This is a genomic window from Bacteroidales bacterium (genome assembly GCA_035342335.1).
Classification (GTDB): Bacteria; Bacteroidota; Bacteroidia; order Bacteroidales; family JAGONC01; genus JAGONC01.
On sequence record DAOQWY010000003.1, the window covers coordinates 31,237 to 45,454 of the forward strand.

5 protein-coding genes and 1 tRNA gene are annotated in these 14,218 nt (G+C 49.6%); 2 read left to right on the forward strand and 4 right to left on the reverse strand.

Translation table 11 applies throughout. The features are described 5' to 3' along the window. Positions 1–144: 144 nt before the first annotated feature. Positions 145–1,377 carry an ABC transporter permease gene (locus tag PKI34_02290; GenBank protein ID HNS16635.1) on the reverse strand — a complete coding sequence of 411 codons (1,233 nt, stop codon included), beginning with the start codon at positions 1,375–1,377 and terminating at the stop codon, positions 145–147. Positions 1,378–1,543: 166 nt separating this feature from the next. On the opposite strand from PKI34_02290, the gene PKI34_02295 reads away from it, so the two are divergent. Beyond that, a tRNA-His gene (locus tag PKI34_02295) sits at positions 1,544–1,620 on the forward strand. A gap of 157 nt (positions 1,621–1,777) precedes the next feature. Continuing rightward, complete coding sequence (locus tag PKI34_02300; GenBank protein HNS16636.1) at positions 1,778–4,036, forward strand: CotH kinase family protein; 2,259 nt, start codon at positions 1,778–1,780, stop codon at positions 4,034–4,036. An 84-nt stretch (positions 4,037–4,120) separates the two neighbouring features. On the opposite strand, the gene PKI34_02305 is transcribed toward PKI34_02300, so the two are convergent. The 3 genes from PKI34_02305 to PKI34_02315 form a co-directional block, all read right to left on the reverse strand. Then, a complete protein-coding gene (locus tag PKI34_02305; GenBank protein HNS16637.1) occupies positions 4,121–6,940 on the reverse strand; it encodes an alpha-amylase family glycosyl hydrolase in 2,820 nt (939 codons plus the stop codon). Positions 6,941–7,240: 300 nt separating this feature from the next. Then, positions 7,241–10,534 carry a sugar-binding protein gene (locus PKI34_02310; protein ID HNS16638.1) on the reverse strand — a complete coding sequence of 1,098 codons (3,294 nt, stop codon included), beginning with the start codon at positions 10,532–10,534 and terminating at the stop codon, positions 7,241–7,243. A gap of 80 nt (positions 10,535–10,614) precedes the next feature. Beyond that, the gene (locus PKI34_02315) at positions 10,615–13,941 is read right to left on the reverse strand and encodes a sugar-binding protein (GenBank protein ID HNS16639.1); all 3,327 of its coding nucleotides are present in this window, start codon (positions 13,939–13,941) and stop codon (positions 10,615–10,617) included. Between the last annotated feature and the right edge of the window lie 277 nt (positions 13,942–14,218).

Genomic DNA, 14,218 nt, shown 5'->3' on the forward strand with positions numbered 1-14,218 from the left:
TACAAATTTACAAATATTTGCGATGAGTTAAATACCACGATGATTGTTACGTGTTAAATTCCAAATCCCACGGTCCAAATCCCAGGCCAATGCCAAAATACAAATACCAACCCCGCTTCCCGCTTCCCGCCTCTTGCTGGCCACCTAACGCCCGGCCGTCCGCACGTCCAGCGCGTCGCGCAATGCATTCCCCAGCAACATAAACGCCAGAACCATCACCATTATTGCCACCCCTGGCAGGATCGCCAGGTAGGCTGAATCCAGGAGAAGGTAGGCATAATTTTCCCGGATCATGCTTCCCCAGGAGGGCATGGGCGGCTGGACGCCGATTCCCAGAAAACTCAATCCCGCCTCCAGAAGAATGGCGGAGGCGAAATTGGCGGCGGAGATGACGATGACCGGCGCCAGGACATTGGGCAGGATATGTCTGGTAATGATCCTTGCCGTTTGGTAACCCAATGCGCGACCTGCTTCCACATACTCCTTTTCCCTGATGCTGATGATCTGCCCCCTGACCACCCGGGCCACCTCAACCCACATGGTGAGCCCCACCGCAATAAAAACCTGCCAGAATCCTTTTCCCAGCGCAAAGGTGAGGGCTATGACCAGCAGCAGGGTCGGTATGGACCAGACCACATTGATGAACCACATGATCACATCGTCGATCCAGCCCCTGAAAAAGCCCGCGATGGACCCCAGCAAAAGCCCGATGAGCAGGGAGATGGCAACGCTGATAATCCCTACAGAGAGACTCACACGCGTTCCGATGAGCAACCGGCTGAGCATGTCTCTGCCGAACTGATCGGAGCCAAAAGGGTAACGCTTCGTTGTAATATGTTGATTAAGTATGGTTTTCTGTAATGTGCCCAGGATTTCCCGGTGGTCAATACCATTGATATCCGTAAACATGACCGTATCCCCCTTGGTCAGGATGGCTTGATCCGGGTCCAGCGCAAATGCAACATCCGCCAGGTGAAACGACTGCTCCGGCGGATCGGGCAGCGGAACACCGGCGAATTCTTCAATGATCACCTGGTCACCCTCAAAACGAATGCTACTGAATGGAATTACCCAGTAGGAATGCCGGGTACCAAAGAGCATTTTATGAAAAAATCCCTTCTGATCCTCTTTCATGTTCTTTTTAACTTTCAGCATCCTGACCTTAAATCCTGGTTTTTGGGTGGCAAGTTCCAGATGCTGTTCGTTGCTGAAAGGTGTGGAATCAGGGGTAAGCAGGTAGCCCAGCATCGCTACCAGGATCGCCATCCCGATCATTGACAGCGATGCGATTGCCAGCGGATCCCGCAAAAGCCTCCTCCACGCGAGTTTCGACAGTGAGCCACCGCTCAGGTATTTTTTCTTTCGGAACAAGATCATGACGAATGCAAATGTAGGGTTATTAGAGCTGCAAGCTGCAAGTCGAAGCGAAGACTCCGCTGAAAGGCGGGGCTGCAATTTGTAACCTGCAACCTGCAACCGTATTAAATTTTTGATCTTTGATTCTTAATCTTTAATTTTTGATTATTTTTGTGCCTTCCAAACGGTGGATGTAGCTCAGCTGGTTAGAGCACTGGATTGTGGTTCCAGGTGTCGTGGGTTCGAGTCCCATCTTCCACCCCAAAACAAAGAAGAGCTCAGGGATGAGCTCTTCTGCGTTAAACCCTGAATTTCAAAATCCAAGTATTCCCCGGCAAGTACCAGAGAAGGAATCCAGGCTTCAAACCAGGCAAGTGATCAAAGTTTAACCTATCTTTGCGCCTTATTGAAAGGTGATCCCATGGTCCGGAAATTTGGTTTTGCTCTTTGCTTTTTACTCCTTGCTTTTCTATTTTGCCCGGGCCAGCCTGTTTTTCCCGATCGAAGTGAGCTCTACCGTGATGATGTGGTCGCCCGGATCGACATCCTGATCCATCCGGATTCCCTTGAGTGGATCTACGATCATGTGGAGAGCGATCACGAATTCCCTGCCACGTTTATTTTTAATAACGGTACCATAAAGGATACGGTCGACGAGATTGGTTTCAGGTTGCGGGGAAACACATCCAGGTATTCCAAAAAGAAATCATTCAAGGTGTCGTTCAACACCTTCCATTCAGGAAGGAAATATTACGGTGTGGAAAAGATGAACCTCAACGGCGAGCACAACGATCCTTCCGTCGTCCGCTCAAAGCTCTGCTGGGACATCCTGCGGGAAATGGATGTTCCCGCCCCGTTTGCCAACCATGTCGAAGTCTACATCAACGGGAATTATTACGGCCTCTACATCAATGTTGAACATATTGATGAGGAGTTTGTCAAATCAAGGTTCGGCAACAACGGAGGAAATCTTTATAAATGCCTCTATCCTGCCGACCTCACCTACAAAGGACCCGATCCGGAAGATTACAAGTTCACCTCAGGAGACAGAAGGGTATACGAACTGACCATCAACGAGGAGACCGATGACTATTCGGACCTCAGGGATTTCATACAGATGCTTCATTCAGCTACAGATGCTGAGTTCAAATGCGGCATCGACCGGCTCTTCAATGTGTATGACTACCTCAAGATCATGGCTTTCGATGTCATCACCGCCAACTGGGACGGCTACATCTACAACAAGAACAATTTCTATCTGTATCATAATACGCAGACAGGCAAGTTCGAATACATCCCGTATGACCTTGACAATACCTTTGGAATCGACTGGTTCAACATTGACTGGGGTACACGGAGCATTTACCAGTGGGGTCCCTGGGAATCCCGTCCTTTGTTCGACCGGCTGATGGGATTCACCGAATTCAGGAACCTGTATTCCTCGTATATGAACCGTATGCTGGATTCAATCTTCAATCCGGAGACCCTTTATCCCCGACTTGACGAAATAAAACAACGGCTCATACCGTCGGTGATCGGTGATCCGTATTATCCTCAGGATTATGGATATACGTTTGTGGATTTTTTGAATTCATATAACCAGGCCCTGGGAGCCCACGTGAAGTACGGTCTGAAACCCTATGTCCAGACCCGTTACGATTTTGCTAAAAATCAGCTCCTGGTTTTAGGTACGGTCCCGGTCATCAAATACATACATCATGTCGAAACTGGTTTAAATGAGCCTGTCGTCTTTCAGGCATTTGTTGAAGATGATGGAGCACTGTCCGATGTCAGGGTGATCTATACGGTTGATGGGGGTGTTCAACAGGAACTGGTGTTGTTTGATGACGGTATGCATCACGACGGAGGGTCTGATGACCGTATCTGGGGGAACAGCCTCGGCGGATTTGACGCACCGGTGCACCTGTCTTACCAGATCAGCGTCAAGGATGATGCTCTCTGCACATCCGTGCTTCCGTGCATTCCGGTCCAGGCTGACATTGGAGAGCTTCCTTCACAGCTGCTGATGATCAATGAATTCATGGCCGCCAACCATGGCACCATCCACGATGAATTCGGGCAGACCGACGACTGGATCGAGATCTACAATGCCAGTGGTGAGTCTGTTTGGCTGGGGAATAAGTATCTGTCGGATAATCTTGGTAATCCAACCAAATGGAAGTTGCCCGACAGGACTCTGCTTCCCGGAGAGTTCCTTCTGATCTGGGCGGATGATACACCGGCCCAGGGCGACACCCATACCAATTACAAGCTGGCAAAAGAAGGGGAGGAGATCGGTATTTTTGATGACGCAGAATCCGGGCATGCCCTGATGGACTCTGTAACGTACGGTCCCCAGAGCGATGATGTTTCTTATGGAAGGGTGGTGGATGCCGCACCGGAATGGAAATATTTCACGGTGGCCTCTCCCGGTGAGCCAAACTCCGCAACCGGCGAAAATGAACTGTCCCGTTCAGATGAAAATGGCATCTACCCGAATCCCTGCTCTGGCGAGGCCCTGCATTTGAATTTTCCCGATGATGTTTTCCTTTTCGACATCTATGGCAGGCTTCTCCTTAAACGTTATGATGCTGACCGTGTTGAGGTTGGCGATCTGGCGCCGGGGATGTATCTTTTAAAGACCTCAAAAGGAGTCATCAGGAAAGTGTTGATACAATGATGGAACACGGATGACGCAGATTACGCGGATCTTCACGGACAATGTTCCGTTATCATCCGCGTAATCCGTGTAATCTGCGTTCCATCACCGAATAATCACTTTCTGCAGGAACACCTTCCCGTTGATGGTGAACTTCACCAGACAGATACCGGATTTCATCCGGTCGGTCGGGATACTGACCGTGTATGTGCCGGGAGTTTGCCTTGCGGGATGTGCTACGGGAAATTCCGCCCCTCCCAGCGACATCAGCCCGATTTCGACCAGTGCCTCCTGATCCAGCCTGTAGACCACAGAGATCTTTTCGTTAGCCGGATTGGGAAAGACGGAGAACCCGTAAGTGGTGTCGTGACCGATGTGGACTACTCCCGTGTTGAGGTCGGGCGCTGCCAGCTTTTGATCGGTGTAGAACCTGTACTCGCCCGGTTCCAGTGAAATCAATGCATTGACATCGGTCACAAGGATGGAATCGCGCGTGAAATATTCGTACCATACACCTATATGCTGGAAGTTCGGGCCCACGGTGCCAGTTGTAACGTTGAAATTACCGAGAATGGTTGCAGAAACGGGATTACCATTCAGATTGATGCGCTTCATTGCACCGGTCACCGCCTGGGAAAAGTCGGTGGTTCTGAAGAATTCCTGCTCCTGCTTGAGCGTGATCAGCGTTGCATAAAAGTCGTGGAGATATTCCCTTCTGAAGTCATCCAGAAGGTACCATCGGATGGGTTTTGGTCCTGTCCTGCCATTGTAATTGATCGAGTCATAGTACCCCATCTCGCCGAACTGCCAGATCATTTTAGGTCCCGGCACCGACAGAAAGAACAGGGTAGCCAGCTGGGCTCTTTCCAGGGCCGTAATCGTATCCTGAATATCATAGTCACCCTCGGCCCTTCCGTAGGTGACGTTCTTGTACATCATCCTTTCTTCGTCGTGGCTCTCCATATAGACCACCGCGTGAGGCTTGGTCCATCCTCTTGCTTTGTAGGATGCCCAGGAGAGGTTCGAAGTGTTATACCATCCCATCGATGCTTCCGTATAGTGGTAATTTTCATTGCCCCAGAGCAACATCCCGTACTCCGCCAGTATTTTTTCTTCCGAATTATCTGCAAAGTGCTCCAGGATCACGTAAGCATTGGATTTTGTGGACCAGATGGTATCGGCGATCCGTTTCAGGATGGCAATTCTCGCATCGTCCTGCTGAGCCCATTGGTCTGGATAACCAAGTGTATTTTCCTGGGTGAATCCTTTCGAAAGGTCGAAGCGGAATCCGTCAACATGGTACTCATTCAGCCAGAAGGTGACTGCACGGTCAACGAAACGCTTTGTGTCGACACTTTCGTGATTAAAATCGTACCCAACATTATAATCATGTTTTGCAACCGGGTTATACCATGGATTGTTGGCGGCGGGCCGGCCGTTCTCACTGTCCCAGTAAAGCATGACCATGGGCGACTGTCCGAAGGAATGGTTGAACACCACATCCAGGATCACGGCAATACCGTTGTTGTGGCACTCATCGATGAATTCTTTCAGTTTGTCCTTGGTGCCGTAATATTTATCCGGTGCAAAATAGTAGGAAGGATTGTAACCCCAGCTTATATTTCCCTCGAATTCATTAACCGGCATCAGTTCAATGGCGTTGATTCCCAGCTCTTTCAGGTAGGGTAGCGTATCAATGAGCGATTGATAGCAATGGCTGTAGACGAAGTCGCGCACCAGCAGCTCATAGACCACCAGGTCGGTTACAGCTGGCGGCGTGAAATCAGGTGCGGTCCAAATATATTCATCGGGTTGGGTTTGAAAGACCGTGGCAATACCTGTGGTTTTACCCTCCGGATAGGGTATCAGGTCAGGGTAAACTGCATACGTGATGTATTTGTCATTCCAGGGATCGCTGACTTTTTCCGCATACGGATCCCCGATGAGGATCTCCCCGTCGACCCAGTACTGGAAAACATATTCCCTGGAAGGGCTCAGGCCGTTCAGCTGTATCCAGTAGTGCTTTGCATCGGGGGTCCGGTACATATAGGTAGCTTCCTCCACCTCCCAGTCGCTGAAATCGCCGAGAGCAAAGACGTAATCTTTATAGGGAGCATACAGGCAGAGGATCACGGATGTTTCATCGATCACGTTGATCCCTTCCGTAATGCCCTCCGGAAGCTCCACGACCTGGGGATCTGTCCTTACGAAGTAATAGATGGAATCGGCCACCGACGAAGTGTCGTTTTTGGCTATGACCTTTACCCTGTATTTACCGAATGTTTCTGCGACAATTGAATCCGTGATGATGTTCCCTTCTGCTTTCTTTTTTAGGTTGTTATTGATAAACAAAAAGATAGAGTCGGCATACTGCGATTCCGCTTTTATGAAAATCGTATCGCCCGTTTCTACAATATTTGCGTTTTCATCAGGGTAAACAAAGGTAGTTTGTAGCCCGGCTTCCGCGATATCAATGAAAATATCCCCAAAGGTCTCTGTTTTACCTTCCAGCCACTGGTCATTCACTGTTTGTGCACTTCGGAATACGAAAGCCATTTGAAGGATCTTTTCGCCAGCCGGAACGTCATAATATTGCCTTACGGCCGGGGAGATGTTCAGCTGATACAGGTCCGTACCGATCCGTGTCATTTTGCATTTCGGGATATTTTCTCCCCAGTCGGCCTGGACATATTTCCAGTCGTTGGACGCTGTGCTGTTTTCGGTGATCACGCCCGTATGGGCGTAGACATCCCCGGTATATCCTGCCAGTCCGGCACTGCCAAGGGCGGCATTGAAGGTGATGACTACTTCATCCTGATCGGAAGGGAACGTTGGATCGGAGGAGATGAGCTGGGAAAAGGCTGATGAAGCATGAAGGATGAAGAATGAAAGAATAAGGATTAAAAGTCGAAATTGGAAATTCATCTGGTCGTTGGATTTGAGGTTCGATATTGGTTTTACTGGGCAAAAATAGTAAAAATACTGGCATTATCACTTACCCCGGTCTTCAGACCGGGGTCCAAAGAAGCCTCCCTTGAATAGGGCTTTGGCCCGAAATATTTGCTACTGGGTTTTGGGCTAAAGCCCGGACGGTATGAGTTATCTTTATCCCCGCGCTAAAGCGCAGGGTAATTCAATATTTATTATCAAAGGATTCCATTTCAATGCAAAAAGAAAGGCTGCCTCAGATGAAGAGACAGCCTTCCCTTTCATAATTAAATGTTATTAGTAGACAATAAGCTTTTTCACCGCTCTCCTGCCACTTTCTGTCAATATATTAACAATGTATAATCCCGGAGCCATTTCACCGGTTCCAATGGTCAGAATATCGTTGATGCCGTTGAGATGCTTGCGGATCATCTTTTGCGTCTTTCCGGAGATATCCGAGACAACGATGACAACATCCCCGTTCAGTTCGTTCGTGGTAGTCTGCAGGTATACCATTCCGGTGGATGGATTCGGATACAGGTTGAAGGAGGTGTTGCTGAGAAATTCTTCCAGCGCGACGATGTAGGGGCCTCCTGCCAGCTGAAGCTCGCCAAGGTAGGCTGTGTTCCACCCGTTGTCGGCAGTCCCGGTCCAAACGGTCTGGTAATCGCGCCCGGTCCCGTTATCGCTGTCGTCGTTACCCAGGCTCCATCCGATCACCCTGCCTTTTCCGGGAGCAAATCCGATATTGCTCCAGCCGAACCTCAATTCCACGTTGTAACCCAGCTCTGTTGATATCCAGCTGGCTTCATAGTCGGTGACAGGTACACCGTTCGTTTTGATCCACAGGCTGGATTGATTCAGCGCATCCAGGATCATGTGCGTATCAAAGTCGGTATCATAGGCGCCATCCTTGTCGTTGTTTCCGTCGAGGAAGAACTCGATGGCATCGTTTTCCCACGGATCTCCCGAACCCTCTACCGTCTCATCCGTCACCCGTGCGCCGATATAGAAGCTGGTATTATCCCACAGGACGCCCCAGCTGATCACATTGTTGACTGGCCCGTTACCCATGGTGAGTATCTCTGAGCCATAAAGCAGATTGTACTCGGCAAGGTCCCCATCCACCACGGGCTGCACACCGGCATAATCTGCAAAGGCGACATCCGCTCCGGCCGGTGCGGAAATGAAGGTATATGTGCCTGACCGGCAGTCAAATGTGATCCTGTACCTGCCGGCAACAGCTGGTATGGGAGGTCCTCCCAGCTGGGCTGTACCTTCGGGAAAGTTGCCTGATCCCCAGGAGAAATCCCCGGCCAGGTCTTTCCGGAACACAATCCCGTAATCATTATCGTACTCATAGGTTCCAACAAAGGTCGTTTCCTGATCCGCAGGGCTGTGAAGGATTATATCCCCGGTGGTTTCGTTATAAACGCTTATGCAGCCGCATATCAGGGAGCCGAACACCAGGTCGCCAAAAACCGAGGTGTTATCATTATTGGTCAGGTTGCCATTCCAGGAAAGAAAATAATCAATGTAGCCTGGGTTACCATCATCATCGGCGATCCAGAGATCAAGACCGATCTGATCCCCCTCTTCCGGATCGATTCCCAGGACAGCCAGGGGCAGCGCCACTTCAAAGGTGTACCCGGTGTCGGATTGTGCATATCCTATTTCAGGAGCGTAATTGTCCGGTCCGCGATATACATGGTAGCCTCCTGACGAAAAGACATCCATGTAGAGGTCATGGTCATCATATTCCCCGTCTGAGTTGTTGCCGTCAATAAAAACGGTCACACGATCGTTACTGTACTGGGCTGCGTCCTTGACTTCGATACCGATATACAACAGTTGCTCATTATAGGATGATCTGAAATAGACTTCATTCAGATCGCCCAGCACTTCTCCGTCAAAGATCCGGGTGACCGGCTCTTTCGCTCCCCAATCATTTTCATCCAGGATCCCATCCGGATTCATCGAGGACACCCTGGGAGCATTCACCGAATTTTTTCGCTTTTCAAAGCAATAATCTCCTGATTTACAGTTGAATGTAATGTAGTAGGTGCCTTTGGGCACCGGGATGACATAGGTTGCATCCTGGATGCCGGTCTGGCAGAGCGAGGTGCCGCCCCATACATTGGTAAATGTTTCATCGGCATCCATTCTGAACAGCAGTCCGGCCGGTTCAGCAAAAGTATGATTGACAGAAAAGTTGCTCGGGTAAACCGGGTCGCGTACCATCCAGACATCCGTTGGCGGATCTCCCTCACCCCAGTTGTTGAAGTCACCCACCAGGCCTATCTCACCGCAGATGTCCGGATTGGAAATGAAGTCAAACTCGCCGGTTTCGGCGTTAAAAGTTACGTCGTACTTACCCTGAACCAGTGGAATGTTGGGTCCGTCCTGGACACCGGTGCCGGAGGGCCAGTCGCTGCTTCCCCAGTGCATCGTCCAGTCATTGTTTTCCCTGAATTTCACGTAGGAGTCTGCGTACCACGAGCGGGTAAGTTTCCAGAGATTGGGATCTGCAGCGTCCCGGTTCATGGGAACATCCCCTGTCCAGTCGGTAAAATCGCCGATGATGCTTACCGGGCCGGAGGCAGCCTCAAAGTTGTATTCACCGGTGACACAATTGAAAGTAACCCGGTAGTCTGTGGTCAGACCGGTTCCATCCAGAGGAACCGGGATAGTCATCCCGTTGATGACGCCTGTACCGGAAGGGAAATCGGGACTTCCCCAGTTCATGTACCAGTCTCCGTTTTCACGGAATTTCATCTCGACAATATTATCTGATCCCCAGGCATCGTCTTCCCCGGTCAGGGTCAGTATCGTTCTCCAGAGATTAGGATTTACGGGATCACGCGTTAAAAAACGGTCTTCGCCCCAATCCCCGAATTCTCCGATAAGGCTGATCTCTCCGCAGGCGGTGATGAAATTGTAGGCACCGGTACTTACGTTCAGCGTGATATAGTAATTACCATAGGGAACCGGGATATTGGGCCCGTACTGCGTACCGATACCGGAAGGGAAGCTGGCGTCGCCCCAGTATACGATCCATTCTTCATTCTGGCGGAATTTCATTTCGATGATCCCATCACCGTTAGGATCATTTTCTTCCGGACAATTAAGGACGGTCGACCACATATCAGGATTTTCTTCATCACGGTACATGGGGTAATCGTTTTGCCAGCCGTTGAATTCTCCCACAATGCCGACGGTGTTGTAGGTTTCAAAATTATATGCCCCTGTTTCACAATCAAATGTGATGAAATAACTTCCATAGGGAACCGGTAGGTTGGGGCCATTCAGTATGGCAGTTCCGGAAGGAAAATCAACATTGCCCCAGGTATGGGTCCAGTCGGCATTTTCCCTGAATTTCATCTCAACGATCCCATCCCAGTTTGGGTCATCGCTTGAGGTTACTTTAAAGATTGTCGTGAACTGACTGGGCTGTTCCGGATCACGGGTCATAAAATGATCGTCCAGCCAGTAATTGAATTCACCGATCAGGCTGATGCGGCCGCACTGGGAACTGGCCTGCAAGGCCGGCAGCATTACAAGGATCGTAAGGAAGAGTACATATTTTTTCATGATTTATTATCGGTTTTAAAAAGCAAAGGCTGCCACGGATGGGGTGGCAGCCTTTGCTTGTGTGTGCATTTAAAATGTTATTAGTAGACAATGAGCTTTTTCACCGCTCTCTTGCCACTTTCAGTTAGGATATTAACAATGTACATACCCGTAGGCAGATCATCAGTGCCGATGGTCACGATATTGTTGATCCCGTTTAAGCGTTCATTGATCACCTTCAACGTTTTTCCAGTGATATCAGAAACATAGATCGTGATATCACCGTTAAGGTCATTAGCGGTTGTTTGCAGGTAGACGTTTCCACTTGCAGGATTCGGGTACAGGTTGATGCTGGTGTTGAAGAAGATCTCCTCGAATCCGTAGAAATACGGACCGCCGGCCAGCTGCAATTCACCAAGGTCAGCAGGATTGCTCCAGTTGCTTCCCGTTCCGTACCATACCGTCTGAAAATCACGCCCTATTCCATTGTCGCTGTCGTTGTTCCCCAAGCTGAAGCCAATGGCCCTGCCTTTTCCGGGTGCAAAGTCAAATATGCTCCAGGCCAGTCTCAATTCAACAGCATAGCCATCACTGGTGGGTTTCCATTTTGCATCCCACTGATCGGGTGTGGCCTGGACACCGTCGGCTTTAAACCAGAGGACAGTGTCAACGGTGCTATTGCTCATGAAATCCTGAATCAACTGTGTGTCGAAGCCGGCTTCAACCTTGGAGCCTTTATCGTTGTTGCCATCGATGTAGTACTCAATGGCATCATTGTCCCACGGATTGCCGCTTCCTTCCACCACGGCGTCAACCACTTTCACACCTAAATAAAGGCTGTACTGATCCCATGCGGCGCCCCAGGTAACGGTATTGTTGTTGGGACCATTTCCTGCCACAAGGATTTCAGAACCATAGGCCAAGTCATATTCGGCCAGGTCGCCGTCGATGACCGGTGCAGTGGTGGTATAGGCGACATAAGCAATACCTTCAGCAGGCAGAGGAGAAGCCTCAAATTTGTATGCTCCTGTGAGGCAGTCAAAATGGATCCTGTATCTGCCGGATGTGGCTGGTATTTCAGGGCCTCCAAGTTCAGCCACGCCTTCGGGGAAGGCATCCTTTGCCCAGGTAACGGTGCTTTGCATATCTTTTCTGAACACCAGGTTATAATTGGCATCAAGGTTATAGGTGCCAACATATTTGGTCGGCTCATCGATCGGGTTTCTTAAAACTACGTCACCGATCGTTTCATTATAGATGCTGATGCACCCGCACGACAGCACTCCGAAGACCAGGTCGCCAAAGCCCGATGTGTTTGTATAGTTTTCTTTGCCACCGTTCCAAGCCAGTTTATAATCAACACCTGCACCTGTGTCGTCGTCCGAAACGATGATGTCGAATCCCATCACGGTACCCGGTGTCAGGCCCAGGGCAGCCCATGGAATGGCAACTTCGCCGGCATATCCGCCGGTGGTCAGTCCAAAACCTAGCTGGCATTGAATTCCCTCAGGTCCGTGAACGATTTCGATGCCGCCGAGCCCGAATTTCAGATGGACATCCTTGTCATCATAGGCGCCGCCTGATTTATTGCCATCCAAAAAGACTTCACCTCCATCATTTTTAGACGGAATCGCGTCAACAATGTCGATGCCCACAAACAGGAATTCGTCGTTGTAGGTGACACCAAAGTTGACCGTATTCACGTCCGTGCTGGCAGTACCATCCACGACGCGTGAAATGTTCTGGTTGATTCTCCAGTCGGATTCATCCAGAACACCATCCATGGTCATGGCGAACACCTTGGGAGCGATCACGGAGTTGCCCAGTCTTTCGAAGCAGTAATCCCCTGATTTAAAGTTGAAGGTAACGTTGTATTTTCCACCTGCAACGGAGATGATCTTAGTAGGATCCTTCACACCTGTCTGGCAGAGGGATGTACCGCCCCACACATCGGTGAAGCTCTGGTCTGCATCCATTCGGAAGAGAATGCCGGTGGAGCTGGTGAAGTTAACTGTTGCCGTAAACTGGCTTGGGTATTCCGGATCACGTACCATTAACAGATCGGTATAGGGAATGGTGCTGCCACCCCATTCATTGAAGTCGCCGATCAGGCCGATTTCCCCGCAGAAATCATCGTTGGCCACAAAGTTATAGGCGCCTGTACCCGAGTTGAAGGTAACGTCGTACTTGCCTGCAACCAGTGGGATGTTCGGACCGTTTTCCGTGATACCTGTACCGGACGGCCAGCCAGTGTTCCCCCAGCTATAGGTCCAGTCGTTGTTTTCGCGGAATTTGACTTGGGAATCGGCATACCAGGAACGGGAAACGGTCCACAGGTTTGGATCTGCTTTATCCCTGTTCAGGGGTACATCGCCGTTCCAGCCGTTGAATTCCCCGATCATGCTGATGGGGCCGTTGGTTGGAGCAAAGTTATAGGCACCCGTTGCGCAGTTGAACGTCACAAAGTAATCTGTGGTGATGCCCAGCTCATCAAGAGGTACAAAAAGATCCGGTCCGTTCTGGGTGCCGATACCTGATGGAAAGTCCGTACTGCCCCAGTTCACCGCCCAATCTGCATTCTCCCGGAATTTCACTTTGATGAATCCATCACCCGCTGGGTCGACGTCCTGTGCATCATTGAGCGACAGCACGACATGCCATTCATCGGGATTGGTTTCACTTCTGGTCATCCACACATCACTTGCCCAGCCGTTGAATTCACCGATGATGCCGATTTCTCCGCAGGTGGTGGTGAAGTTGTACTCACCCGTGGCGCAGTTGAACGTGATCTTATACTTACCCGGAGGGACGGGGATGTTGGCTCCATTTTGTAAACCCGTGCCTGAAGGAAAATCAGCGGCACCCCAGTTCACGGTCCAACCTCCGTTCTCACGGAACTTCATGTCAATGATGCCATCAAGTGGATCCGATATATCATCTTCGGCCGTGACCGTTAGGGTCGTTGTCCAGAGATTCATGTCAGCAGGATCGCGATGCATGGGATAATCTTCTGCCCAGTCATTGAATTCGCCAATAAGGCCAATGGTTCCGCAGGTGGTCGTAAAATCGTACGCGCCCGTGCTGCAATCAAACGTGACATAATAATTTCCCGGAGGGACAGGAATATCGGATCCCCCCTGAACGCCTGTACCTGAAGGGAAATCAGCTGCACCCCAGTTTACTGCCCAGTCAGCATTCGCTCGGAACTTCATGGTAATGATAGTATCAGGAGGCTCAGTGATATCATCTTCCGCCGTAACGGTCAGAAATGCTGTAAACAGAGCTGGATTCTCAGGGTTGCGTGTCATGAAATGATCACCAGCCCAGTCATTGAACTCGCCAATAAGACTCACACGTCCGCATTGGCTCATCGCTTCAAATGAAATAAATGAAGCGAGTAAAATTGTAAGGAGTAATGCTTTCTTCATGTTGGTTAAAATTTGGTTATTAATGATTAAAGTAAGTTCAAAAATTTTTTCAAAAATAGAGCAATTCTATAATAATCCCAAATTTTAATGGGACGAACAGGTGTAAAATTAAGACTAATTTTTATAACCTTCTGAAATACCTGATAAAATTTAACAGATTTTGCATTTCGGGCGTATGAAAGGAGCCCAAAAGGATAACTTATGCGGAAAAATGGAGATGTAATGAAAAATTTCTTATTTTCGGGGCCTGTTTTATGAAATTCAATTATTTAAAAAC

What these genes read in the sequence shown, in the direction of transcription:
- PKI34_02290 (HNS16635.1), bottom strand. Translation starts at nt 1,377, where the DNA reads ATGATCTTGTTCCGAAAGAAAAAATACCTGAGCGGTGGCTCACTGTCG.
- PKI34_02310 (HNS16638.1), bottom strand. Translation starts at nt 10,534, where the DNA reads ATGAAAAAATATGTACTCTTCCTTACGATCCTTGTAATGCTGCCGGCC.
- PKI34_02305 (HNS16637.1), bottom strand. Translation starts at nt 6,940, where the DNA reads ATGAATTTCCAATTTCGACTTTTAATCCTTATTCTTTCATTCTTCATC.
- PKI34_02300 (HNS16636.1), top strand. Translation starts at nt 1,778, where the DNA reads ATGGTCCGGAAATTTGGTTTTGCTCTTTGCTTTTTACTCCTTGCTTTT.
- PKI34_02315 (HNS16639.1), bottom strand. Translation starts at nt 13,941, where the DNA reads ATGAAGAAAGCATTACTCCTTACAATTTTACTCGCTTCATTTATTTCA.